Raw genomic sequence first — 23892 nt, 5'->3', positions numbered from 1 at the left:
CGCCCGCCGGGGCGGTTTTTTTGCCGCTGACGGAATGCTTGCGGCTTAAGGTATCAGGTGGTAAATCTGGATCTCGGCGACCACACCCTCCTGAACCTCGAATTGCAAATGGTTATAGCCCTCATCCGTTATCCAGTAGGCTGCATTGCGGGGATCGGTTCTTCCGTCAGGAGCCATCTCAATAGCCGGATAGGCGTTTTTCAATTCTTCCAATGTGCTTCCGACTCCGATGCCCCGCGGTGTCAGGTACCCCTTCCCGGAAACCTTCATGGACATGATCCAGAACGTCTCGCCGTTCTGCTTCGGTGAGAACAGTTCAAGATGAAGCCCGTCGTAGTCCAATCTTTTGACAAATGACCCCGTGAGGGTGTCGGCATTTTCGAGCACTTCCACGGACTGCGCTGCAGGGGGGCCAAGCACGTCTTCGAGATTCACTTCGTGATCCCATGCATGAAGCGCAATGATGGAATCGTTGACCTTAATGGAGAAGTCGTTGAGCGAGATGCCGTCGGTCGTTGATTCGGTTGCATCATCGTCTTCCAATGAATCGTCAGCCGGTTCCGATTGACCGTCCGGTTCAGATTCGCCGGCCAAGAAAGGAGCGAGCAGCTCGACCAACCGGCCTGCGATGTCCTCCGGCAACGTGTAAATGGTCTCCGTGTTCGTCACGTACATGATCGCTCCCGCGGTTCCCTCCGGATGCAGCCACATATGCAAGCCTTCTGTGTGCCCGTTCGCGTAAACCATCTCCACATCATATTCCGGTTGCGCCACATCAACAATGCCCGGCTGCTTCTCCGCCTTTGAAACGGCCAGCTTGAACAGTTTAAGTGTCGGTCTGTCCTCGAATACCGCGAAAAAATCCGGATTGACTTTCCCGAAACCGGTTGACAAGGATACACCGACTTTTGTTATGGTTGGATTAAACAGGTAGTAGGCGCCATGGTACACAAAGGGTACGAGCACGAACAGCAGCAGGAGAGGCAGAATCTTTTTCAATCCCCCGGACCTCCAGAAATAGAATCGATTCTTTTATTTAGACGTGAACATCCATTGAATGGTTGCGTCCAAAAGCCGACGATTCCCCTGACCGGGAATGACGGCATCCCGATTCATGATGAACCGGAACTGGAGAAATGGATATGAAATTGCGAAAAAGGTACGTGCTCATCGCAGCCGCCATTGTGGTCATTCTGCTCTGGATGGCCAGCTTCTTCTCTCCCGAAGGGGCAATCCGAAGATACATGGTGCTTCATCTTCACCCGATCAGCGCCTTCACGTCGAAAATTACAGACATGGAGCGGTATGATCTGCAATACGGGCATCTTTACGACGTTTCCGGCTACGAGGATCGGATGACCCGCGATGAGTTAAGTGTATTCTATGTAAAAAAGAAGGGGCCGTTCTGGTATGTCGGCAGCGTCGGCTCGGCTCCATAAATGCAGATCTGATTCACGAGTTGGAGGGAGTCTGTGGTGCGGTTCGCGAGGAATGTTTTGGCGATGAGAAAAGTTCGATTGGTGTTGTCCCTGGCCTTGATCGCATGTCTGACGTTTTCGACGCTGCCCTCCGCGCAGGCGGAAGCCGGCCGGACCGTGAATATTCAAGTCAAATCCAGGTTCGTTTCAGAGTTTCCGGATATCAAGCAAGAGGGGATCATCGAGAACGGCCGAGCCTACCTGCCGCTCCGACATCTTGCCGCCATCTTGCAGCTGAAGGTGCATTGGGACGAGAAGCGGAAAACCGCGACCTTCATTCAGCCTGGCCGGGAGCTGGTGCTTTCCACCCGGACGAACACGGCCTGGCTCAACGGTCAAGCCCGCACGCTGGATACGCCTCTCAAGATTCACAATCAGCGCCGCTATGTTCCCGTCCGCTTCGTTGCGGAGTGGTTTGACGGCGAGGCCGTGTGGGACGAGCAAACAAGAACCGTCGTGATCAAGGACAATTCGCCTTTTATCTCCGCATTGGTCGATCAGGAAATGTACTGGTTCGATCATTTGAAGGGCGAACTATACCGCAGCATTGGAGGCCAGACGCCGGTCAAGCTTGGCAGCTTCAAAGTCCTCGCCGGAAGCGGGACGGAGCCGACTTTCAGTTCGATAAAAGCTGAAAAAATGAGCGGTTCGAATCGATGGTTGTCTATCCATCTGGTTGTCCACGGGTTCACCGGCATTTATGTTGTGCACGGGGTGTTTCTGAAGGACGGGCAGGTATTGCATCACGCTGAACTGGAGTACAGCGGAATATACTCGTTGGTGCATATGAGCCGGTACGATCGGTATGCTGTGTTGTCTGACGGCATTCAGGTTCAAATCGTCGATGCCGAAGGAGAAATCGTGAAAGAACTCGACCTTCAGGCATTGACCGGCGTGGACGACCGACTGATGATTGAGAAAGTGACGGATCGGTACATGCTGGTGAGGCCTTTCAAGACGCCGTATCTGATTCTTGTTGACCTGATCAAGCAGGAAGGTGTCAAGCAGTACCAGCAATTCTATTCCGAAGAAGATCAGCTTGCGAGCGAAAACGTGGGCTACAACAGCTATGAGTTTCTCCACTACTTCGATTTGCACCTGGAAAAAGAAGAAGGCAACACGCTGTATTTTACGAGCAGATCCATCGAAACCGGCGAAATTCAGACTTATACGTACACGATTGGCCAGTAATATCGCTTTTTGCAGTCCGCCCTGGACGGCATGTTGCCGGGGGCGGATTTTCGTCTGCATGTGCACACCAAGCGTTGTTCGCAGGTTAGCATGCCTGACCCGTCCGCGTCCCCCTTCGGATGCCGAACACCGCCATGGCGACAACCGGCAGACACGCCGCGAGCACGAAGATCCACTGCATCTCAAGCGCTTCCAGCGCCAGCCCCCAGCCGGCCGCGCCGACCCCGATGCCGAAATCGAGCGCAACGTAGAAGGTGGCGTTCGCCTTGCCGCGGTTCGCCGGGTCCGCGTTCGTCACGGCCATCGCATTGAGCTGCGGCACCAGGCAGCCGTTCGCGAAACCGAACAGGGCGGCCCAGCCCAGCAGCTCCCACAGCGAGCGGGAGAAGCCGATGCCGGCGAGCGCGATGATCAGAAGGATCAGGTTCACGATGACGATCGCATTCGGACCCGACCGCGCCGACCACCGGCCGACGATGAAGCGGGACAAAGCCAGCGCCGCGGCCTGGACGAAATAGAACAACCCGATGCCTTCGATGTTCCGGCTGATCGCGAAAGTCGGGAGGAAGACCGTGACCGAGCTGGTCGAAAGCGAGACGAACAGGACGACGGCCGACGGGCGGACGGCCCGGGGTTCCAGCATCATCCACCGCGGCTTCGCCGCACCCGGCGCATCGGCGGCCGGACGGCCGTCTCCGGCTGCCGACCCGTCGCTGCGCCTGCGCTTGTCGGAATCGATTCCGGCCCCGATGACAAGCGCGATCAGCGCCACGGCCCCGGTCGCACTGTAGAGTACGGTGAAGCTGAACGTATCGAGAAGGGACAAGGCGGCGGTCGGCGCGACGGCGATGGCCAGCGTGCCGAACAGGCCGAAGTAGCCGAGACCTTCCGTCATCCGGCGTTCCGGCAAGACGTCGGAAGCGATCGTGCTGGACGCGGTCGAACTGGCCGAGAACGAAATGCCGTGCAGAATGCGGAGCAAGATCAGCGCCGGTATGAACGCGACAAAGCCGTACAGGAAGGTCGAGATCATGTAGACGGCCGTTCCGATGAGGAAAATGGGCTTCCGACCGTACGCATCAAGCGAGACGCCGATGAACGGGCGGGTCAGGAGGGCGGCCAGCGTGAAGAAAGTCATCGACAGGCCGGCGAGCGCATGGCTGCTGCCCAGATGATAGAAAAAGAGCGGCATCGTCACGATCTGCACCTGCGTGCAGGTCCGAACGAGCGTGGTTGCGGCGGTCACTTTCACAAAATCAGCGGTCCAGATCCGATCCGCCGGCGCGCGGCGGGCGGAAGCGGGGGAGCCGGCGGTCGGCATGCAGTCGTCCTCCCGAGAACTCATTCACGCGGTTCACTAAATCGTTTTAGCTATTCCAAGAGTATCGTAAGGAAATCTAGCTTCCATGTCAACCAAATGGATTGACAGCTTATGGTGCAAGCGCTATCATATTTTAAGCTAAAACGACATAGCCAGGATTGGAGGGTTACCATGATCAAAAAGGCCAGCGTCACCGTTCATCCGTCGTACAAGATCGGCGTTGTGGACAAGCGGTTGTTCGGCGCGTTTCTGGAGCCGATCGGGAACTGGGTCTACGGCGGCATCTACAATCCCCATCATCCGACCGCCGACGACATGGGGTTCCGCAGAGACATCTTGGACGCCGTCCGGGAGTTCGACCTTCCCGCGCTTCGTTTTCCCGGCGGCAACTGGGTATCGGGCTGGGATTGGAAAGGGTCCATCGGACCGCTCGAGCAGCGCCGGGCGCAGCTCGATCTGGCGTGGTTCCAGATTGAGCCGAACATCATCGGCCACAACGAATATCTGGAATGGACCCGGCGCGCGGGCACGGAGCCGATGTACACGATCAATCTCGGCACGGAAGGCATCAAGAGCGCTGCGCAGCTCGTCGAGTACTCGGTTCATCCCGGCGGCACCTACTGGTCGGAGCTGCGGCGGAAGCACGGCCATCCCGATCCATGGCCGATCAAGACGTGGTACCTCGGCAACGAAATGGACGGTCATTGGCAGATCGGCTCCTGGGAGAAAGATCCCGTGGGCTTCGGCATCCGCACCCACGAGATTTCCAAGGTGATCAAGTGGATCGACAACAAGGCGGAGACGGTTTTTGCGGGCACTTCGGACCATCACAAACATTTTCCCGAATGGGAGATGGCGGCTCTCGAGCAATGCTACGAATCGGTCGATTACGTGTCGCTGCACCATTACCACTCCGTGCCGGAGGGCGATATCGCGAACCTGCTCAACATTTCGTCCGTCTTCGAGGACTACATCCGGACGACCATCGCCATCTGCGACTACATCCAGACCAAGATCCGCACGCCCAAGAAAATGTACATTTCTTTCGACGAATACGGCGCCCATTTCGGCAGACAGGTCGAGGTGCCCTTCGGCCGCAGGGGATGGCATGACGTCTCGAAGAGCTACTTCCAGTTCGCGCCGCGCGAGAACGTCTTCAAGAATCCGCTGGATTGGCTGAACGGGGAGGAGGCCGGAAACACGGCACGGTTCCACAACCATCAGATGCTGACCGCCCTCGCGATGTCGTCGGTGCTGCTCACGTTCCTGCGCCATGCGGACCGGATCAAGATCGCCTGCATGACCGGCGGGCTGCGGAACGCGATCGCGTTTGACAGCAAGCACGTATGGAAGAACGCAACCTATTACCCCTTTTATCAATTGAACCGGCTGGCCCGCGGCGGCATGTCGATCCTGCCCGTCGTCGACGGCCCGACGTTCAATACGGAGCAGTTCGCGCTGTCCGGATCGAACCAATGCCACGCTTACGAGAACGTGCAGGCGATTGAAGCAGCCGCCGTTCACCATGAGGAGAAGGGCGAAGCCGTCGTCTTCCTGATCAACCGTTCGGTCGAGCACGATATCGCGGTCGAGCTGGATGTGAGAGGATTTGAGGGGTACAGGCTCGTCGAGCATCTCGAAATGTACACGGACGATCTGACAAAAGGGAACAGCCACGACCAGCCGGATGCGATCATCCCGAGACCGAACGCCGGTACCCGGATGGACGGCGGGAAGGTGACGGCGCTTACGAAAAAGTTGTCGTGGAACGTGATCCGCCTGGCCAAATCCTGACGACATTCTTGACATCTCGCATGCCATTCCTTATAAAAGGGGTAACACGAATGGAATGGGACGGATGGGGATGTCGACGATCAAAGAAATTGCCGAGCGGACGAAGCTTTCGGTCGGCACCGTATCCATCGTGCTGAATGGCCGCGGCGATGAGATGCGGATTTCGAAGAAGACGCAGCAGCGGGTGTTGGAAGCCGCGCAGGGGCTCGGCTATCTGCCCAATATTTCGGCCAGGCGGCTCCGGCAATCGGGCACGCGCAACATTCCGGCCATCGCCACGTTCTGGCCTTCCGATCTGGCTCCGGAACTGCTCGGCCGGTTCTTCACGGGCGCGCAGAGCCCGATTCTGGAGCAGGAATATGCGTTCGAAATGTCGATCCAGCCTTACAAGCGCGGCCATGTCGAGAAGATCAAAGAGATGTGCGACAGCGGCATGTACCACGGCGCGATCATTACGGGCGTCTCCGCGGAGGAACAGCGCTACCTGGAAAGCAACCGGTGCAACGTGCCGACCGTGCTGTTCAACCGCGAGAGCAGCGTCTACAGCTGCGTCTACGTCGACTCCTACGAGATCGGCCGCAAGGTGGCGGAATTGTTCGCGAACCGCGGCCACAAGAAAGTCGGCACGATCGTCCCTGAACATCTGGTGAATGCGGAGAACAATCTGCGCTACCGGGGATTCGTCGAGTCGTGCGGCAGGTACGGGCTGGAAATCGAGGATCGGCACATTCAGGTCGCCCCGATGTCGATGGAAGGCGGCAACAGCGCCGCCCGGCGGATCGTGGAAGGGGGAGGCAGGGTGCCGACGGCCATGTTCTTCCCGATCGGCATCATGGCGGTTGCCGCCCTGCCCGTGTTCCATCGCGCCTCCATCCGCATTCCGGATGATCTGGAGATCGTGACCTACGGCGATCACGAGGCCGAGAAGTACAGCGTCCCGTCGCTGTCGACGGTCAAACTGCCGGTGGAAGAAATGGCGGCGGCCTGCATCCGGCTCGTCATGGGATTGATCCAGGATCCCGGGGTAGGCCCGAAATCGGTCGTGTTCGAGACGCCGTTCATCTTCCGCGAGTCGTGCGGCGGATTTATCCGGGAACTGTAACCCCGCATTCGTCTGTTCGCCTGCTCGTCACCACCCGGTCGAATCGAACCGCATATCCGCATCCGATCCGTATCGCAAGCCGGCTCCCCGAGCCGGCTTTTTTCGTTGCCGCTGAGCCTGAACGCGGCGCCTAGGCGGTTTTGTACGGAAAGCGGACCATAACCCTCAGGCCGCCCGTATCAACGGATTCGAAGTCGATGGATGCCTGCCGTTCGCCGAACATCAGGCTGAGCCGGCGGTACACGTTCCAGATGCCCAGATGACGGCTCTCGCCGGCAGCACGGGACACATCCGAGACGTTCTGGCGCAGTGCGGCCAGCTTCGCGGGCTCCACGCCGATGCCGTTGTCTTCCAGTGTTACGACGACGAGCTTTACGCCGTCCGCCGTTTGTTCGGTGCCGCACGTGATCAGGATGCGGAAGGACTTCGTTTTCTTCTGATAGCCGTGGATGATCGAGTTTTCCACGAACGGCTGCAGGGTAAGCGGCGGCACGGACGCGCTGCCGAGTTCGGGAGGCATGGAGATGTCGAACGACAGAATGTCCGGATAGCGATACTGCTGGATCGTGAGGTAGTCCCGGATATGGTCCAGTTCTTCCTTCAAGGTCAGCACCGTCCTGCTGCTCGCCGTCACATAGCGGAAATAGCGCGCGAGGAGCTGGGTCATGTGCTGCACGGACTCCTGATCCCCGAGCTGAGCCAGACCGCTGATCAAATTCAGGCTGTTGCTGTAGAAATGCGGATTGATCTGCATTTGCAACTGTTTCATCTCCGCGAGCTGCACGCGCAGCTGCTCCTCGTACACCGACACTTTGAGCGTTTTGATCTCTTCGGCCATATTGTTGAACGCGAAGTTCATGTAATTGAACTCGTTGGATGCGTTGAGCTCGATGCGCGTATCGAGATCGCCGTGCGAGATGCGCTGCATGCCGCGGATGAGCGTGCGCATCGGTGTCAGCAATACGCGCCGAATGAAGGCAATGTAGAAGACCACGATGATGAAAATGACGGCCGGCATCCAATAGATGACCTTCTGGAAGAAAGAGAGATTCTGCAGGACATCGGTGGAAGGGATCAGGATGACGTACCGGAGTCCCTGGTGCTCGGAATATCGGGACAACAGAAAATATTGCGGATTGGATCCGTTGTGTTCGGCGCGGTCGTTCAAGATCTGCCCGACGCGTTCCGGCGGAAGGCCGTGCGACACGAGCACCTCCCCGTCTGCGGACAGGATCGCCGAATGAACCGCGCCGAGCGATTCGAGGAGGCGGTTGAGGTTGATCCAGGCGCCCAGATAGATGTCCGGAAAATCGCGGTAGATCCGAATCAGATACAGTTCGCCGTCGATCGACACGAAATCCGAAAGGAATGTGCCGTACGCGATCCGCGAAGATTTCGCGACATCGTCCATCAAATTTTGCGCAGCCATGTACTTCCGGTCGTAGCCGGATCGGTTCGTTGTGAGCAACAGCGTCGAATGCTGCGGCGAAAAGTAGGTGAACGAGTCGACGTCGGGCATGAAGTTCAGCATGTAGGTGAATTTGGTGTTGGTCCGCACCTTGATCAGCGTGTTTCGCGTCTCTTCCCGGAACGGGTAGTCGATGGCGGTCGTGTCCAGTTCCTTGTGCAGAAAATTGGCCAGGTACTTCTCCGCTCCCATGAACAGCTCATCCGTCTTGTTGATGAAGTTGGCCAGCGTCTTCTCGTAGGAGTCGGTGACCTGCGTCCTGACGATGTTCCGCGCATAGGTGTTGACGTAGATCAGAAAGGCCACCAGCGGAGCGATGACCAGGATGAAGAGCAGGACGAATTTCGTCTGGATTGAATTCAGAAACTTCATCCTCCATCTGCGCTTCGCCATTCGGCTTCCCTCCTTGAACGTATTATGATCCGCAGGTCCCGGGCTTGTCCATACCCGGCCGGCTCCCGGAGCGCGAGATGTCAACGAATTGCTATGACAGGTTGAGAGAGTGTTAGCGAGGATCCGCGCGGGCGGGATATACTCGACACATCTTGATGCGAAGCGGGTGAATGGCTTGGCGTACGGACAATCAACCAAATGGAGAAAACTGCTGAAGTTTTGGCCGCTCTACCTCATGATGCTCCCGACGATCGTTCTCCTGCTCATCAACAACTATCTGCCCATTGCGGGGCTCATCATCGCGTTCAAAAACGTGAACTATGTCGACGGCGTATTCGGCAGTCCCTGGAACGGATTGAACAACTTCAAGTTCCTGTTCTCGACCCGGGACGCCTGGATCATCACGCGCAACACGCTGCTGTACAACGCGGTGTTCATCGCGTCCAACATCATCGTCGCCCTTATCTTCGCGCTGATGCTGAACGAACTCAGAAGCCGATGGCTGCCGAAATTCTACCAGGCTTCGATGTTCTTCCCGTTCTTCCTGTCCATGGTGGTGGTCAGCTATCTCGTGTTCGCCTTCCTGAGCAAGGGGAACGGGTTCGTCAACAACAACCTGCTGCCGCTCTTCGGCATGGAACCGATCAGCTGGTATCAGGAGCCGAAATACTGGCCGTTCATTCTGCCGCTGATCAACATCTGGAAGAACGCCGGTTACTACACCGTCTTTTTCGTCGCCTCGATGGTCACGATCAGCCACGAGTACTACGAGGCGGCCGTCATCGACGGCGCGAGCAAATGGCAGCAGGCGATCCGCATCACGCTGCCGCAGCTGATGCCGCTCGTCACCGTGCTGACGCTGCTGCAGATCGGCCGAATCTTCTACGCCGACTTCGGGCTGTTCTACCAGGTGCCGCTCAACTCCGGCGCGATCTATTCGACCACGAATGTCATCGACACCTACGTCTACCGCGCCTTGCTCACATTGGGCGACTTCGGCATGTCCTCCGCGGCGGCGTTCTATCAATCCGTTGTCGGTTTCGTGCTCGTGTTCCTGTCGAACTACATCGTGCGCAAGCTGGACCGCGAGAACGCGCTCTTCTGACGCGCAGCCGCACGCTGGACTTGCCAGGGAAAGGAATGAGGAATTTTGCTGAAACGCGGTCTCAACTCGGTTCATCCGGCCACCGGCGCGTTGTTTCACATCATTTTCATCCTGTACACGATCCTGTGCATCGTACCGATCTTCCTCGTCGTGGCGGTGTCGTTCACGGACGAACTGACGGTTGTCGCGAACGGATACCAGTTCATACCGGAGAAATTCAGCACCTACGCCTATGAATTTCTCTTCAAGGATTCAACCCAGATCTTGCGCTCCTACGGCGTAACGATCCTCGTCACGGCGACGGGCACGCTGCTCGGGGTGTCGATGATGGCGATGTACGCGTACCCGCTCTCGCGAAACGATCTGCCGTTCCGCGGTCCGCTGGCCTTCTTCGTCTTCTTCACGATGTTGTTCAACGGCGGTCTCGTTTCGTTCTATCTGGTCTATGTGCGGTTTCTCGGACTGAAGAACAGTTTGTGGGCGCTCATTCTTCCGCTGCTGGTCGCGCCGTTCTTCATCCTGGTCATGCGGACGTTCTTCAAGAACATCCCGTCGGAACTGATCGAGGCCGCCAAGATCGACGGCGCCGGCGAGTTCCGGATCGCGGGAACGGTCATCTTCCCGCTGTCCGTTCCGATTCTGGCGACCGTGGCGCTGTTCACAGTGCTCAACTACTGGAACGACTGGTTTATGAGCCTGCTGTTCATCTCGGACGACAAGAAAGTGTCGCTCCAGTATCTGATGTACAAGACAATGCTCAACATTCAATACCTGACGTCCAATACGCAGGCCGCACAGGGGATCGCGCAAGGCGGTTCGGCGGTCGAGCTGCCGTCGGAGACGGTCCGGATGGCGATGTGCGTCGTCGGGATCGGACCGATCGTGTTCGCCTATCCGTTCTTCCAGCGGTATTTCGTCAAAGGACTCCTCATCGGCGCGATCAAAGGTTGAATCCGCGGCAGATTCCGGTTAATCACGGCTGCGAGGCCGGATTGACATAAAGTCGCATGTCCCAAGGGAGGGTGCAGATGTTGAGAAAGAAAAAGCGGTTGGTTCTGCTGGTCATGCTCGCCGCCATGCTCGCGCTTGCCGCATGCGGCGGCAGCGGCGGAGGCGGTTCGGACAGCAAGGGCGGAGCAAATTCGGGCAATGGCGGCTCCTCGTCCGGAGGCGGGGATCAGGCGGCGGAAATTGACGCTTCCAAGCTGCCGCCCTATGAAGTGATCCTGATGTATCCCGGCTCGCCCCAGCCGGACGAAAAGCTCGTCGAAGAAGCGATGAACAAGATTCTGAAAGAGAAAATCAACGCGACCATCGATATCCAGCCGATCGACTGGGGCGCATGGAACGACAAGATGAATCTCATGTTCGCTTCCGGGGAGAAAGCGGACCTCGTCTTCACCGCCAGCTGGAACGGCCACGTCGACAACGTGACGAAAGGCGCGTTCGTCGAACTGGACGGCCTGCTGGAAAAGTACGGCCAGGGCATCCTCGAGACGATCGATCCGTTCCTGCTCGAAGGCGCACGCGTGAAAGGCAAGCTGTATGCCGTTCCGACGAACAAGGAAATCGCCGCGTCGTGGGGCGTCCTCGTGCGGAAAGACCTTGCGGACAAATACAACATGGATTTCTCGAACGTGAAGACGCTCGCCGATCTCGAGCCTTTCCTGCAGATCATCAAGGAGAACGAACCCGATGTCACGCCGCTGTTCCAGTCGTCGACGCAGACGCTGGTCGGTTATGTGAACGGATATGACAACTTCGGCGATCCGGGAGTCCCGGGGTCCGTCAAATTCGGCTCCACCGATCCGACATTGAAATATTTGATCGAAGAGCCGGAATACCTCGAGAATTTGCGGCTCCTTCGCTCCTGGTATCTGAAAGGGTACATCAATGAAGACGCGCCGACCTCGACGCTGCAGGCGAACGAGACTGCGCGCACGGGCCGGGTGTTCATGTGGCCGGAGAGCCTGAAGCCGGGCAAGGACAAGGAAATGGAAAGCACGATCGGCTTCCCGCTGACGCAGATCGAGATCGTGCCGCCGTACATCACGACCGCCGACACGACCAACTCGATGATCGGCATCTCCCGCACGTCCAAGGATCCGGAGCGGGCGATGATGGTGCTGAACCTGCTGCATACGGACAAGGAGCTGCTCAACCTGCTCGACTGGGGCATCGAAGGCGTGCACTATGTCAAAGTTCCGGGCAACGACAACATGATCAAGCTGCCCGACGGCGTCGATCCTTCCAAGCGCGCCTACAACCACGGTTCGCAATGGATGTTCGGCAACCAGTTCCTCAGCTATCTGTGGGAGAATGAAGCGCCCGACAAGTGGGAGCAGTTCCGGAAGTTCAACGAATCCGCGGAGCCTTCGCTCAGCCTGGGCTTCACGTTCGACCCGTCCAATGTCAAGGCCGAGCTCGCGGTCCTGAACAATATCCGCGACGAATTCACCGCCGCGCTCGAGACGGGCTCCGTCGATCCGGACGAAGTGCTGCCGAAATACATCGAGAAGGCGAAGGAAGCCGGCGCCTACAAGGTGCTGCAAGAGAAGCAAAGACAGCTCGACGAGTTCCTGGCTGCGAAAAAATAAAAAACAACCAATCCGTCCCCGCAACAGGTCCGTAGCCTGCGGGGACGGACTGGTTTTTCCCGAAGGATCAGCGCTGCAGGAAATGATTGCGATATTCATGCGGGGACATGCCGACGATCCGCCTGAACATTTTGGCGAAGTGGGAGAAGTGCGTATAGCCGACGGAAGCGGCGATCGAACTGATCTTGACGTCCGGCGACCGGAGCATGTCCTTGGCTCGCGTGATGCGGGCTTGTATGATATATTCGCTCATCGACACCCCCATTTCTTTCTTGAACAGTCTCGACAGGTAGGCCGGATTGAGATGGACGAGCCGGGCGATCGATTCCAGCGACAGATCTTCATCGAGATTTTCGTTGATATGGGCGAGGGTCGTCTCGATGGCCGGCGAGCGCAATGAAGGACGGCCGAGCTTCTGGCAGCGCGCGAACAGTTCCTCCGTCAGCCGGGCAGACCAGAGGCTGAGCGTCTGGATCGACCGGCAGTGGGCATACAGATCGTTGTCATCGCCGAAGATCGGCAGCTCGGAGAGCGGAATGCCGTGCACGCTCGACACCTGGAAGATCATGTTCATGAAACCGATGCAGAACGCCCGCAGCGTCTCGGGCGTGGCGGAACCGGAATCGGCCAGCGAGTGGAACCACTCGTCGTGCGCATGCAGGAATTCGGTCTTGCGGCCGGTCTCCAGCATCGTCTGCCACTCCTCGAAAGCGGGGAGCCGGATATCGACATGGATGTCGCGATTCCGGGCGGATGCGGCGCAGCAGACCGTCCGCATCTCCGTCACGTTGTCCCGCTCGGCGCGCAGCAGCTGCCGGAAGCTGTACGGCACCTGCTCGATCGGACACGGGTCTCCGATGTAGCAGGAGACCGAGCAATAAAACATTTCCCCGCAGGTCTCGACGAAGTTCCGGCATCGTTCCGTCAGCTGCTGCTGCGGAATCGGCTCGGCCCCTTCCGCCAGATAGATCAAGAGCACGTTCACGCCGTTGCGGTCGTGCACGGACCTTCCCTCCAGATCATCCCGGAGGATCAGTTCTTCCGCTGCTTTGCGCAGCGCGTATTCCAGCGCTTCCTCTTCGGACGCGCTGAACGAGCCGTGCCACAGCTCGATGCTGATGAGCACCGGCAGAATCGTAAGGTCGGGACGCAGTCTGATCCGGTAGGATTCGATGGTCGACCGGATATTGTCCGGCGTCAGTCGAATCCGGTGGTTCAGCACATCCTGCCAGAAGCGGTCTTCGAGGATGGGCAAGTTTCGCTGCCATTGCAGCTGCGATTCCTCGTAACTGCGATGAAGCGATTCCATGTCCCGCTCGTGGTCCAATTCCCGGATGGCCCGCTCAACGATCGATTTCAATTGCTTGAAATCCAGCGGCTTGAGCAGGTAGTCGAGGGTCCGGTATTGCAGCGCCTTCTGGATGTATTCGAACTGGCTGTGTCCGGTCGTGACGATGGCTCGAACTCGCGGATAGCAGCGGTTCACATATTCGAGCAGACGAATGCCGTTCGTCCCCGGCATCTCGATGTCGGTGATCAGGATCCGGACCGGATGGTTGTCCAGAATCTCGACGGCATCTTCATAATCGCCGGCCGTATGGATGCGTCGGATGTCCAGGTCCGACCAATCGATGCCGCGTTCGATGGCGCGGACGGCGATGGGTTCGTCGTCCACTATCAGCAGATCGTACATGGCGGAGCCCCCATTCGTTATTCCGGCTTCTACATCATCATGAAAACCGCGTGACAGGAAGTAAATCACTGATTTTACTTTTTGTATCGTTGATTTGACATGGACAGATTGGTTTTGATTGTTGTAATTTCGTTTTAGCAACAAGCAACGGTTTTGTCATCATGACAAGCCATCCCTGGATATATCGATACTACCATGTTCCTACAGAAATGGTAAACCGGAATTCTCGCTTCGGGGAGGCGATGGACAGATGCGCAAGGTACTGGTCGTCGACGACGAACCTTACATGCTGGAAGGCTGGAAGACGATGATCGACTGGAATGCCTACGGTTTCGAGCTGTGCGCGGCCGCATCCAACGGGGAAGAAGCGCTGAAGCTCGCCGACACAACCCAGCCCGATCTCGTCTTCACCGACATCCGGATGCCCGGAATCGACGGCATCGATCTGATCCGCAAGCTGAGGGAGAAGCGGCATCCGGGTTCCGGGGGCGGGCCGAAAATCGTCATCATGAGCGGCTATCCGGTATTCGACTATGTCAGACGGGCGATGCCTTACAAGATTGAGCGCTATATGCTCAAACCGCTGATCCCCGAGGAGATCCACGGTCTGCTCTCGGAACTGGCCGCAAGCCGGGAGGCGCCGGGCGCGGACGCCGCCGCGGATGCGGGCGGGACGGCGGAACCGCCGGGCGGAGCCGTCGGCCGGGTGATCGAATACGTGAAGGAGCATTACCGCGAGACGATCCGCATCTCCCGGCTTGCCCGGCTTGTCGGGCATCATCCCGTTTATCTCGGCCAACTGTTCAAACAGAAGACCGGGTATTCGATCCCGGAATATGTGCACCGGCTGCGCATCGCGGAAGCCCGGAAGCTTCTGCGCCGGACGAACCACAAGATCGCGTACATCGCGCAGCAGCTCGGCTATCACGATCCGGATGCGTTTACCGGGAAATTCAAGGCGATGGTCGGCGTAACGCCTTCCGAATACCGGTCCGGCGTCCGGGAAGGCTGAAGCCGCGCCTCATGCCCCGGAAGGAGGGGATGCGGGATGTTCCGACCGGCCGCTTTCCTTCAACGCATTAATGACATTCCTCTGAAATACAAATTTCTGCTCATCTACTTTCTGTGCGTGCTGCTGCCCATCATCGTCATCAACGTGTTCTTCTACCAGCGGAATTCGGCGGACATCAAGCTGCGCGAGATGGACAATCTGCAGAAATCGATCGAACGCGCATCCGGCGAACTGCTCGGCTTGATTGAAGAATCCGTCGCGCTGAGCCGGTCCATTGCAAGCGACGCCGCGATCAACGAGGTGTTGGACCGGACATATGCCGATCCCGTTGAATATTTCGTCGCATACCATGATTTTCTCCGGAACAATCTGACCCGCTATACGTCCACCTATCCGAACATATCGGACATCCGGATTTACACGGACAACGACTCCATCCAGTCGGGCTCGAACTACTACGTCATCGGCAGCCTGAGCGGCGCTCTGCCCTGGCTGGATCAGTTCGCCGGCCGGGACGGCGACGTGCGCCTGGCCGCTTACGTAGAACGGGATGTGCTCAATTCCGGCCAGCGCATCAGCGTGCTGAGCAAGATGAACCTGTACGCCGCGAATTCGAGGTACAAGAAATATTTGCGCGTCGACCTGAATCCCGAGAAAATCTACAGCATCATGAAACGGGAAGACGGGTGGCTGCGGCTGCTGCTCATCGACGACCGGGACCGCGTCGTTCTCGACAGCGCGAGCATATCCTTCCGGACCGGCGTCGCTTCTTCGGTCATCACGGTGCCGCCGGAACGGGGTTCCGGCTACGTCATTGAGCATACGCTCGGACAAGCCGGTTACATCAAGGGATGGAAGCTCATCGGCATCGCGGATACAAGACGTATCGAAATGCTGCATGACGCCGCCCGCCGGTCCATCCTGTGGCTCGCGGCCGTCAGCGCGATCATTCCGACGATTCTCATCAATGTGCTGTTCCGCTCCTACCATTTACGGGTGAACAAGCTCGCCCGACATATGGCCCGCATCCGCGACGAACGATTCGAACCGATCGCCATCGCGGAGGGCAGGGATGAGATCGGCGCGCTGATCCGTTCGTTCAACGCCATGGCGGTCAAGATCCATTCGCTGATCCATGAAGTTTACAAGCTGGAGATCCGCCAGAAGAATCTGGAACTGGAGCATCTGCGCGCCGAGCTTTCGGCGCTGCACAGCCAGGTGAATCCTCATTTTCTGTTCAACACGCTGAACGCGCTTTATGTCGTCTGCGTCAAGAACGGCTACCGCGATGTCGCTTCCGTCATCCGCGACCTGTCGCTGCTCATGCGCCAGATGCTGAGCCGCGGAGATGATCTGATTCCGCTTCGCGAAGAGCTGCACTTCACGGCGATGTATCTGCAAATCGAGAAGTTCCGGTTCGGCGATTTGTTTGAATACGCTTTCGAAGTCGATCCGGACGCAAACGAAATGCGGATTCCCCGGATGAGCGTCCAGCTGCTTGTCGAGAATGCGTGCAAGCACGGCTTGCAGGCGAGGAGGGACAATCGGAGAGTCGCCGTCACGGCGAAGCTGGAAGATCAGGCGCTTGCCGTAACGGTGGCCGACAACGGAATCGGCATGGAGGAGGAGAAGCTCCGGCAAGTGATGGACATGGCCAGGTCCGACAGCGGCGGACATGAGCATGTCGGCATCCGCAATGTTTGCAAGCGGTTGGAACTGTATTACCGCGGCATGGCGGCATTCCGGATTGATAGCAGGCCGGGCGAGGGCACAACCGTCGGGTTCCGCATCCCGATCAGGCTGCTGATCGAAGAAGAAAGCAAGGAGGGGCGATGATGGCGTACAGCGTTTTGCTTGTGGACGACGAGCCGCATGCGCTCGAAGGTCTGCAGCTGATGGTGGACTGGGAACGTTTCGGCTTTCGGGTGGCCGGCACCTGCCGGGACGGAGAAGAGGCGATGCTGCGGATTCGGATCGATCCGCCGGATCTGGTCGTGACCGACATCCGCATGCCGGTCATGGACGGGCTCGCCTTGATCGAAGAAGCGCAGCGCGCGGGGCATCGGGACTTGCTGTTCGTGATCGCGAGCGGCTACCACGACTTCGAATACGCGGCCCGCGCCGTCCGCCTCGGCGTGTCCCATTACCTGACCAAGCCGGTCATTCCGTCCGAGGCCGAGGAGATGCTGGGCCGATTGGCTGCTGAATTGCGCGAACGGGAGCGTGCGGACCTGGCATCGGACGACATAGAGCCGCCGGAAGCCTCGCACGCGCCGGAGACGGGCGGCATCCAGGCCGAGGTGGCCGAGTATTTGCGCGCCCACTACAGACGTTCCCTGACAATACGGGAGATCGCCGAACGATTCTATGTGCATCCCGTTTATCTGGGCCAATCGTTTGCGCGCAAATACGGCATCGGGATTCTGGACTACGTGCATGAGCTGCGGATCGAGGAAGCCAAGCGGCTGCTGGAGAGCACGGACATGACGCTCGGCGCAATCGCCGAATCGGTGGGATACAATGCGTATCAGTATTTCTTGAAGCAGTTCGAGCGAAGAACGGGCATGAAGCCGGCGGCATACCGCTTGCGGGCCTCCGGCAAAACGAAAACGGATTCAACATCTTGAATTTCAGGGGGACGGTGCTTGAATCTGGTTATTTTGCAACCGTTTACACCCTCTCATAATGAGGGTTGAAGATCATCATTTCAACGCTAAGGAGGGGCTGTTGGTTTTGACGGGGGAGAAGAAAAGAAGATTTTGGCGCTATTTGTCCATTGCGCTGGCGCTGATGATGGTGCTTGCCGCATGCTCCGGCAAGTCGGGTGACGGCGGCGGGAGCGGCACGTCCGGGCAAGAGACGGGCAGCGGAACCGGCAACAACGGCAACGGCGGCGGAGAAGGAACGGGTAGCGAACTCGAGCCGATCACGATCACGGCCTTCATCGGCGCGCCGCAGCAGACGCCGACGCCGGACAACCGGATCTACAAGAAGATCCGGGATGAGCTCGGCGTCACGCTCGAAATGGAATTTCTGGTCGGCGACCTGCAGCAGAAGCTGGGTGTCATGATTGCCGGCGGGGAATATCCCGACTTGATCACGGCCGATACGAAACTGGTCGCGGCCAAAGCGGTCATCCCGCTCGAAGATCTGATTGAAGAGCATGCGCCCAATCTGAGGAAGCACTTCGCGAAAGCATGGAACAGGATGAAGGACTCGAGCGACGGCCACATTTACTGGCTGCCGAACTACGGCATCATCCACGGCGAGTTCAAACCCACCTGGTATTCCGGGCCCGCGTTCTGGATCCAGAAGAAGGTGCTGAAAGAGTTCGGCTATCCGAAACCGAAGACGCTGGACGAATTCATGCAACTCGTCCGCGATTATGTGGCGAAGCATCCGACGACGGAAGACGGCCAGCCGACGATCGGCTACACGGCGCTCGCTTCCGACTGGCGAACGTTCCCGCTGCTCAACCCGCCGGAGCATCTGATCGGCCATCCGAACGACGGCGGCGTCGTCGTGCGGGACGGTGTGGCGGAAGTGTTCGCCGTCAAGGATTATGCGAAGCGTTATTATCAGGAGCTGAACAACCTCTACAACGAAGGACTGTTCGACAAGGAAGCGTTCGTCCAGAACTACGACCAGTATCTCGCGAAACTCTCTTCCGGCCGCGTCGTCGCGATGTTCGACCAGCACTGGAACTTCCAGCCGGCGGAAGACAACCTGATCGCGGAAGGCCGGATTCTGGACACCTATGTCGGCTTCCCGCTCGTCTATGACACGAGCATCCGCGACTGGTATCTCGACCGGCCCGTGCCGAACCTGAACAACGGTTTCGGCATCAGCAAGGACGCCAAGGACCCGGTGCGCATCATCAAGTTCCTGGATGCGCTGATCACCGAAGAGTGGCAGAAAATCCTCTCCTGGGGCGAAGAAGGCATCGACTATCACGTCGACGAGAACGGCCGCTTCTACCGGACGCCGGAGCAGCGGGCGCAGCAGGAAGACCCGACCTGGAAACTGGCGAACAGGGCGGATGCGCTGTTCGGCTACATCCCGAAAATCGAAGGCACGTTCAGCGACGGCAACGCGACGTCTCCGGGCAACCAGCCGGAGGAATATTTCGAATCGCTGAAACCGGAAGACAGGGAACTGCTTGAGGCGTACGGGTACAAGACTTGGACCGACTTCTTCTCGCCGCCGCCGGAAAACCCGGTGTATTATCCGGCATGGCAGATTGACCTGATTGACGGTTCGGAAGCGGCGATCGCGGGTCAGCAAATGACCGACACGTCGCTCAAATATCTGCCGCAGGCCATCATGGCGAAGCCGGGGCAATTCGACGCGGTATGGGACGATTACGTCAAAGCGTTCGAGAAGATCAACGTCCAGGCGTATCTGGACCGCGTCAACGAACAACTGCAATGGCGGATCGAGAACTGGTCCACCGAATAATCGTTCGGGCAGAAGTTCGGAAAGCACGGGCTTGAAGCGCCTCGTGCTTTCCGAATTCTTGTGCCTGCCGAGTCGGGGACGGATTATGCGGGAGGTGTGTTGATGGCGGTTGTTACGGAACTGCCGGCGCGGGAGGACGGCGCGTCTCCGGCCGGCCGGAGAACGTCCTTCTTGCGCCGGATGAAGGGGCAGACGCAGCTCATCCTGATGTCGGTGCCCATCGTGGCTTATGTGATCCTGTTCTCCTACTTTCCGATCTGGGGCTGGACGATGGCATTCCAGCAGTTCCGGCCCGGCTTTTCGTTCTGGGAACAGGAATGGGTCGGGTTCAAACATTTCAAGTTTTTGTTCGGCGATGCGGCATTCCTGAACGTGCTGCGCAATACAGTCGCAATGAGCCTCATCAACATGGTGCTCGGATTCGTGACCGCGATCTCGTTCGCCATTCTGCTCAATGAAGTCCGGCAGCGTTTCTTCAAGCGGACGATCCAGACGATCTCTTATCTGCCGCACTTTCTGTCGTGGATCATCGTAACGGGCATCGTGGCGAACGCGCTGTCGGTGGAAGGCGGCATCGTCAACGTCGTGCTGATGAAACTCGGCATCATCCGCGAGCCGATCATGTGGCTGAATGAGCCGCATTATTTCTGGGGCATCGTCGGCGCCGCGCATGTATGGAAGGAAGTCGGCTGGAACGCCATCATCTATCTGGCTGCCATGGCTTCGATCGATCCGGCGCTGTACGAGGCCGCGGAGATGGACGGTGCGAACCGGTACCAGAAGATGCTGCACATCACGCTTCCCGGCATCAAGCCGATCATCGTCATCCTGCTCATCATGAATCTCGGCTGGATTCTGGAAGCGGGATTCGAGGTGCAATATTTGCTCGGCAACGGCGTCGTTGTCGACTGGTCGCAGACGATCGACATTTTCGTGCTCAAGTACGGGCTGCAGATCGGCAACTATTCACTGGCGACGGCGGCCGGCATTTTCAAGACGGTCGTCAGCATCACGATGATCTTCGCGGCCAACACGATCGCGAAGCGGCTGGGAGAGGAGCGGCTGATATGAGGAGGGCGGACCGATGAGAAGAAGCACACCGCAGCTGGAGCCGGTTGTCTTCCATACGTTGAATACGTTGGCCATGCTGATGCTGGCCGTCGTCACGCTGTATCCGTTTCTGAATACGCTGGCCGTATCGTTCAACGCCGGCAACGACACGATCCGCGGCGGCATCTACCTGTGGCCGCGTGTATGGTCGCTGCAGAACTACAAGGCCGTCTTCGTGAGCGGGACGATCTACAACGCGTTCTGGGTATCCGTCGCGCGTACGGTGATCGCCACCGTGATCAGCCTGTTCCTCACCTCGATGCTTGCCTATACGGTCAGCCGGAGGGAGTACGTGTTCCGCAAGCCGATCACGATTATCGTCGTGCTCACGATGTATTTCAACGCGGGACTGATCCCGTATTACTTCCTGATCAAGGATCTGAACCTGCTGAACAAGTTTCTGGTATACATCATTCCCGGGCTCATCAGCGCGTTCAACATGATCGTCATCCGGACCTACATGCAGCAGCTGCCTGACGGACTCATTGAATCGGCGAAGATCGACGGCGCGGGGGATTTCCGTACGTTCCTCTATATTGTCCTTCCGCTCTGCCAGCCGGTTCTGGCGACGGTGGCGCTGTTCATCGCGGTCGGACAATGGAATTCGTGGTTTGACACGTTCCTGTTCGCTTCATCGAAGCAGCATCTCAGCACCTTGCAATATGAACTGATGAAGCTCTTGTCCTCGACCATGGTCCAGAGCACGAGCGCCGCCGCCATGTACGGAGCGGACCCGAGCGCCAAACTCACCCAGGTGACGCCGGTGTCGATCCGGGCCGCGATCACCATCGTGGCTTCCGTTCCGATTCTGCTCGTCTATCCGTTCCTGCAGAAATATTTCGTGCATGGATTGCAGCTTGGCAGCATGAAGGATTGAGACGATGCGGCAACATACGGTCAGCGGTCCGTCCAGGCGGCGAAGTCGCCGTCTGGGCGGGCTTTTTTCATTTCATAATATTAATATAGGATAAATTGTTCATACGAATTGGATATCGTTTCGCGATTCAGGTATAATGGACACGAGCATCACGAAGGCCGAGGGGGGAGATAACCGTTGTATGGATCACATGATCTTTGAAGTCGGGACCGCACTACTGTTGATTGCCCTGTTCTCACTCGCAGCCGGAAAATTGAAGTTGTCGATCATCCCTTTTCTGATTGTGCTCGGGATGCTGGTCGGGCCGCATGCACCGGAGCTCGGCCTCATCGATCTGACCTTCGTTGAGAGCCGGGAAGTCATTTCGTTTCTCGGCAGAGTCGGCGTGCTGTTCCTGCTGTTCTATGTCGGTCTGGAGTTTTCCGTATCGAAGCTGGTTCGATCCGGCAGAAAAATCGTGTTCGGAGGCTCCGTTTATGTTATTCTGAATTTTGTGCTCGGACTCGGTTTCGGCTTCGCTGCCGGATTCCCGCTCTATGAAGCGTTGATCATTGCGGGGATGATGTCCGTATCGTCGACGGCGATCGTCGCGAAAGTGCTCGTCGATTTGCGCCGGACCGGTAACTCGGAAACGGAACTCATTCTGGGCATGGTCCTGTTCGACGACCTGTTCCTGGCCGTCTTCCTGTCCATCATGTCCGGTCTGCTGCTGGGTGGCGCGACATCGGTCGGCGGCGTGCTCCTGTCGGTCGGCATTTCGGTCGGCTACATGCTGCTTTTCTTCATCATCGGCAGGAAAGCCAATCCGATTCTGAACAAGCTGCTCAATATCACGTCCAATGAAATCTTCATCATTGTGGTGTTCGCTGTCCTGTTCTTCGTCGCAGGATTCTCGGAGAAACTGCATGTGGCGGAAGCGATCGGCGCGCTGCTGCTCGGACTCGCGTTGTCCGAGACCGAACACAGCAAGCGCATCGAGCATCTGGTCGTGCCGTTCCGCGATTTCTTCGGTGCAATCTTCTTTTTCAGTTTCGGTCTCAGCATTGACCCGACCACCCTTGGCGATGCAGCCTGGTATGCCGTCGGAGCGGTCGTGATCACGCTGATTGCCAACATCGTCGCGGGCATGGTGGCGGGCCGCAATGCCGGTCTGTCGCACAAGGCGTCGATGAATATCGGACTTACCGTCGTGGCGCGGGGTGAATTTTCCATCATCGTGGCCAACCTGGGGGCGGCGGCTGCGCTGGCTCCCATGCTGCAGCCGTTCTCCGCGATGTATGTTCTGATTCTGGCGATTGCCGGTCCGCTGCTTGCGAAGGAGTCCAAGCGGATCTACGGCGTTCTGAACCGCATCTTCGGCTGGAGCAAGGCGAAAGAGCCGGTCAAGCAAACGGGTACCGATTAATGGAACGGAGGATGTATTGAGGCAATGGCTACCATTCGTGAATCCGATTTGCCCGGTATTGGCAAAAAGTTTCAGGTGGACGCCAATTCGGGAGACAGACTGGTCATCGTCATTCACGACGATGGCAGAAGGGAACTGTACCATTTCGAGGATGACGATCCGGAAGAGACGATCTCGCAAGTGACGCTTGAAGACGATGAAGCGAGACAGGTTGCTTCCATTATCGGGGGCATGCAATACAAGCCGAAGGCGCTCGAGTCGATTCAGGTGTCGCTTGACGAGCTGGTCATCGAATGGGCCAAGGTCGAACCCCATTACAAGAGCGTCGGCAAGTCGATCGCCGAGCTGCAGGTTCGCCAGCGGACCGGGGCGACCATTCTCGCTTTCGTGGAGAAGGGCAGACAGAAGATCAACCCCGGTCCGGAAGACCGGCTCACGGCCGACATGACGGTCGTCGTGGCCGGCGAGCGTCAGCAGATCAAGCTGTTCAAGGAGTTGCTGCAGAACGGCTAATCGCATAACGGCGGGGGAAGAAGGCTGGTCCGGCGGGTCAGCCTTCTTCATGCTGTACGCCCGGCATGGGCGTCATCTCTACGGTGAAAGTCCGGAATGGGGGCTGGCGAGCGCCTACCATTAGCCGAGGGCAAGGGTGTCGGTCGCGAGGCCGAATCTGAAGGAAGCCGGAGGCAAACGCACGGGCCAAGGTACACGAACTGGATTCGAGGCAGGGTTAGTCGGATGAGTTGCCAGCACACAACGAAATCCAAAGCCGCCAAGGGCTAATCCTGTAAACTCCAGTGGTCGCGGGCAGACAGATGACGCTCTTATCCGGGAGGCCTGCGGAATACGCGAAGTGACTTCGTAACCGCAGCCGGGAGGCTGCGCTGA

At 57.9% G+C, this 23892-nt stretch carries 19 protein-coding genes; 15 read left to right on the top strand and 4 right to left on the bottom strand.

Translation table 11 applies throughout. From position 1 onward, the window contains the following. Positions 1-45 precede the first annotated feature (45 nt). Positions 46-999 (bottom strand): YhfM domain-containing protein, encoded by a 954-nt coding sequence (locus KJQ12_RS14440; protein WP_213485378.1) that lies wholly within the window; start codon positions 997-999, stop codon positions 46-48. Between the two features lie 143 nt (positions 1000-1142). On the opposite strand from KJQ12_RS14440, the gene KJQ12_RS14435 reads away from it, so the two are divergent. Then, positions 1143-1439 carry a hypothetical protein gene (locus tag KJQ12_RS14435; protein ID WP_213485377.1) on the top strand — a complete coding sequence of 99 codons (297 nt, stop codon included), beginning with the start codon at positions 1143-1145 and terminating at the stop codon, positions 1437-1439. 63 nt (positions 1440-1502) lie between these two features. Continuing rightward, complete coding sequence (locus tag KJQ12_RS14430) at positions 1503-2669, top strand: copper amine oxidase N-terminal domain-containing protein (protein WP_213485375.1); 1167 nt, start codon at positions 1503-1505, stop codon at positions 2667-2669. Between the two features lie 85 nt (positions 2670-2754). Here KJQ12_RS14430 and KJQ12_RS14425 read toward each other — a convergent pair whose 3' ends face one another. Further along, positions 2755-3990 (bottom strand): MFS transporter, encoded by a 1236-nt coding sequence (locus tag KJQ12_RS14425; RefSeq protein ID WP_213485373.1) that lies wholly within the window; start codon positions 3988-3990, stop codon positions 2755-2757. Between the two features lie 171 nt (positions 3991-4161). Between KJQ12_RS14425 and KJQ12_RS14420 the strand changes: the two genes are divergently transcribed. Beyond that, positions 4162-5784 carry an alpha-L-arabinofuranosidase C-terminal domain-containing protein gene (locus KJQ12_RS14420; RefSeq protein WP_213485368.1) on the top strand — a complete coding sequence of 541 codons (1623 nt, stop codon included), beginning with the start codon at positions 4162-4164 and terminating at the stop codon, positions 5782-5784. 70 nt (positions 5785-5854) lie between these two features. Continuing rightward, on the top strand, positions 5855-6886 hold the full coding sequence (locus KJQ12_RS14415; protein ID WP_213485366.1) for a LacI family DNA-binding transcriptional regulator: 1032 nt from the start codon (positions 5855-5857) through the stop codon (positions 6884-6886). 130 nt (positions 6887-7016) lie between these two features. Here KJQ12_RS14415 and KJQ12_RS14410 read toward each other — a convergent pair whose 3' ends face one another. After that, entirely contained in the window at positions 7017-8747 is a 1731-nt protein-coding gene (locus KJQ12_RS14410) for a sensor histidine kinase (RefSeq protein ID WP_213485365.1), read from the bottom strand. Between the two features lie 166 nt (positions 8748-8913). Here KJQ12_RS14410 and KJQ12_RS14405 point away from each other — a divergent pair, with 166 nt between their 5' ends. The 3 genes from KJQ12_RS14405 (at position 8914) to KJQ12_RS14395 (ending at position 12449) form a co-directional block, all read left to right on the top strand. Further along, positions 8914-9852 carry an ABC transporter permease gene (locus tag KJQ12_RS14405; protein ID WP_408646071.1) on the top strand — a complete coding sequence of 313 codons (939 nt, stop codon included), beginning with the start codon at positions 8914-8916 and terminating at the stop codon, positions 9850-9852. 45 nt (positions 9853-9897) lie between these two features. Continuing rightward, positions 9898-10803, top strand: coding sequence for a carbohydrate ABC transporter permease (locus KJQ12_RS14400; protein WP_213485363.1), 906 nt, complete (start codon positions 9898-9900; stop codon positions 10801-10803). Between the two features lie 77 nt (positions 10804-10880). Further along, the gene (locus tag KJQ12_RS14395) at positions 10881-12449 is read left to right on the top strand and encodes an ABC transporter substrate-binding protein (protein ID WP_213485361.1); all 1569 of its coding nucleotides are present in this window, start codon (positions 10881-10883) and stop codon (positions 12447-12449) included. A gap of 67 nt (positions 12450-12516) precedes the next feature. On the opposite strand, the gene KJQ12_RS14390 is transcribed toward KJQ12_RS14395, so the two are convergent. Further along, positions 12517-14142, bottom strand: a complete 1626-nt coding sequence (locus KJQ12_RS14390) for a helix-turn-helix domain-containing protein (protein WP_213485359.1) — start codon at positions 14140-14142, stop codon at positions 12517-12519. Between the two features lie 250 nt (positions 14143-14392). Here KJQ12_RS14390 and KJQ12_RS14385 point away from each other — a divergent pair, with 250 nt between their 5' ends. The 8 genes from KJQ12_RS14385 to KJQ12_RS14350 all read left to right on the top strand — a co-directional run bounded on the left by KJQ12_RS14385 (position 14393) and on the right by KJQ12_RS14350 (position 23517). Then, a complete protein-coding gene (locus KJQ12_RS14385) occupies positions 14393-15154 on the top strand; it encodes a response regulator transcription factor (protein WP_213485358.1) in 762 nt (253 codons plus the stop codon). 36 nt (positions 15155-15190) lie between these two features. Further along, entirely contained in the window at positions 15191-16990 is a 1800-nt protein-coding gene (locus KJQ12_RS14380) for a sensor histidine kinase (RefSeq protein ID WP_213485357.1), read from the top strand. Further along, complete coding sequence (locus KJQ12_RS14375; RefSeq protein WP_213485356.1) at positions 16990-17781, top strand: response regulator transcription factor; 792 nt, start codon at positions 16990-16992, stop codon at positions 17779-17781. The genes KJQ12_RS14380 and KJQ12_RS14375 overlap by 1 nt, the downstream gene beginning before the upstream one ends. Positions 17782-17839: 58 nt before the next feature. Then, positions 17840-19612 carry an ABC transporter substrate-binding protein gene (locus KJQ12_RS14370; RefSeq protein ID WP_425315980.1) on the top strand — a complete coding sequence of 591 codons (1773 nt, stop codon included), beginning with the start codon at positions 17840-17842 and terminating at the stop codon, positions 19610-19612. A gap of 102 nt (positions 19613-19714) precedes the next feature. Further along, entirely contained in the window at positions 19715-20683 is a 969-nt protein-coding gene (locus KJQ12_RS14365) for an ABC transporter permease (RefSeq protein WP_213485355.1), read from the top strand. 13 nt (positions 20684-20696) lie between these two features. After that, the gene (locus tag KJQ12_RS14360; RefSeq protein WP_213485354.1) at positions 20697-21599 is read left to right on the top strand and encodes a carbohydrate ABC transporter permease; all 903 of its coding nucleotides are present in this window, start codon (positions 20697-20699) and stop codon (positions 21597-21599) included. Positions 21600-21780: 181 nt separating this feature from the next. Then, the gene (locus KJQ12_RS14355; protein WP_015254283.1) at positions 21781-23004 is read left to right on the top strand and encodes a cation:proton antiporter; all 1224 of its coding nucleotides are present in this window, start codon (positions 21781-21783) and stop codon (positions 23002-23004) included. Positions 23005-23028: 24 nt separating this feature from the next. Then, the gene (locus tag KJQ12_RS14350; RefSeq protein ID WP_213485353.1) at positions 23029-23517 is read left to right on the top strand and encodes a cation:proton antiporter regulatory subunit; all 489 of its coding nucleotides are present in this window, start codon (positions 23029-23031) and stop codon (positions 23515-23517) included. Positions 23518-23892: the final 375 nt, after the last annotated feature.

It is taken from the genome of Thermobacillus xylanilyticus (assembly GCF_907165215.1).
GTDB classification, from domain to species: Bacteria; Bacillota; Bacilli; order Paenibacillales; family Paenibacillaceae; genus Thermobacillus; species Thermobacillus xylanilyticus.
Note: the sequence above shows the minus strand (reverse complement) of the source record. Positions and strands in the feature narration are given on the sequence as shown.

Coding starts and splice junctions, on each gene's coding strand:
- KJQ12_RS14395 (WP_213485361.1), top strand. CDS start 10,881: ATGTTGAGAAAGAAAAAGCGGTTGGTTCTGCTGGTCATGCTCGCCGCC.
- KJQ12_RS14350 (WP_213485353.1), top strand. CDS start 23,029: ATGGCTACCATTCGTGAATCCGATTTGCCCGGTATTGGCAAAAAGTTT.
- KJQ12_RS14375 (WP_213485356.1), top strand. CDS start 16,990: ATGGCGTACAGCGTTTTGCTTGTGGACGACGAGCCGCATGCGCTCGAA.
- KJQ12_RS14390 (WP_213485359.1), bottom strand. CDS start 14,142: ATGTACGATCTGCTGATAGTGGACGACGAACCCATCGCCGTCCGCGCC.
- KJQ12_RS14415 (WP_213485366.1), top strand. CDS start 5,855: ATGTCGACGATCAAAGAAATTGCCGAGCGGACGAAGCTTTCGGTCGGC.
- KJQ12_RS14425 (WP_213485373.1), bottom strand. CDS start 3,990: ATGCCGACCGCCGGCTCCCCCGCTTCCGCCCGCCGCGCGCCGGCGGAT.
- KJQ12_RS14385 (WP_213485358.1), top strand. CDS start 14,393: ATGCGCAAGGTACTGGTCGTCGACGACGAACCTTACATGCTGGAAGGC.
- KJQ12_RS14365 (WP_213485355.1), top strand. CDS start 19,715: ATGGCGGTTGTTACGGAACTGCCGGCGCGGGAGGACGGCGCGTCTCCG.
- KJQ12_RS14370 (WP_425315980.1), top strand. CDS start 17,840: ATGAGGGTTGAAGATCATCATTTCAACGCTAAGGAGGGGCTGTTGGTT.
- KJQ12_RS14410 (WP_213485365.1), bottom strand. CDS start 8,747: ATGGCGAAGCGCAGATGGAGGATGAAGTTTCTGAATTCAATCCAGACG.
- KJQ12_RS14360 (WP_213485354.1), top strand. CDS start 20,697: ATGAGAAGAAGCACACCGCAGCTGGAGCCGGTTGTCTTCCATACGTTG.
- KJQ12_RS14355 (WP_015254283.1), top strand. CDS start 21,781: ATGGATCACATGATCTTTGAAGTCGGGACCGCACTACTGTTGATTGCC.
- KJQ12_RS14380 (WP_213485357.1), top strand. CDS start 15,191: ATGTTCCGACCGGCCGCTTTCCTTCAACGCATTAATGACATTCCTCTG.
- KJQ12_RS14435 (WP_213485377.1), top strand. CDS start 1,143: ATGAAATTGCGAAAAAGGTACGTGCTCATCGCAGCCGCCATTGTGGTC.
- KJQ12_RS14420 (WP_213485368.1), top strand. CDS start 4,162: ATGATCAAAAAGGCCAGCGTCACCGTTCATCCGTCGTACAAGATCGGC.
- KJQ12_RS14430 (WP_213485375.1), top strand. CDS start 1,503: ATGAGAAAAGTTCGATTGGTGTTGTCCCTGGCCTTGATCGCATGTCTG.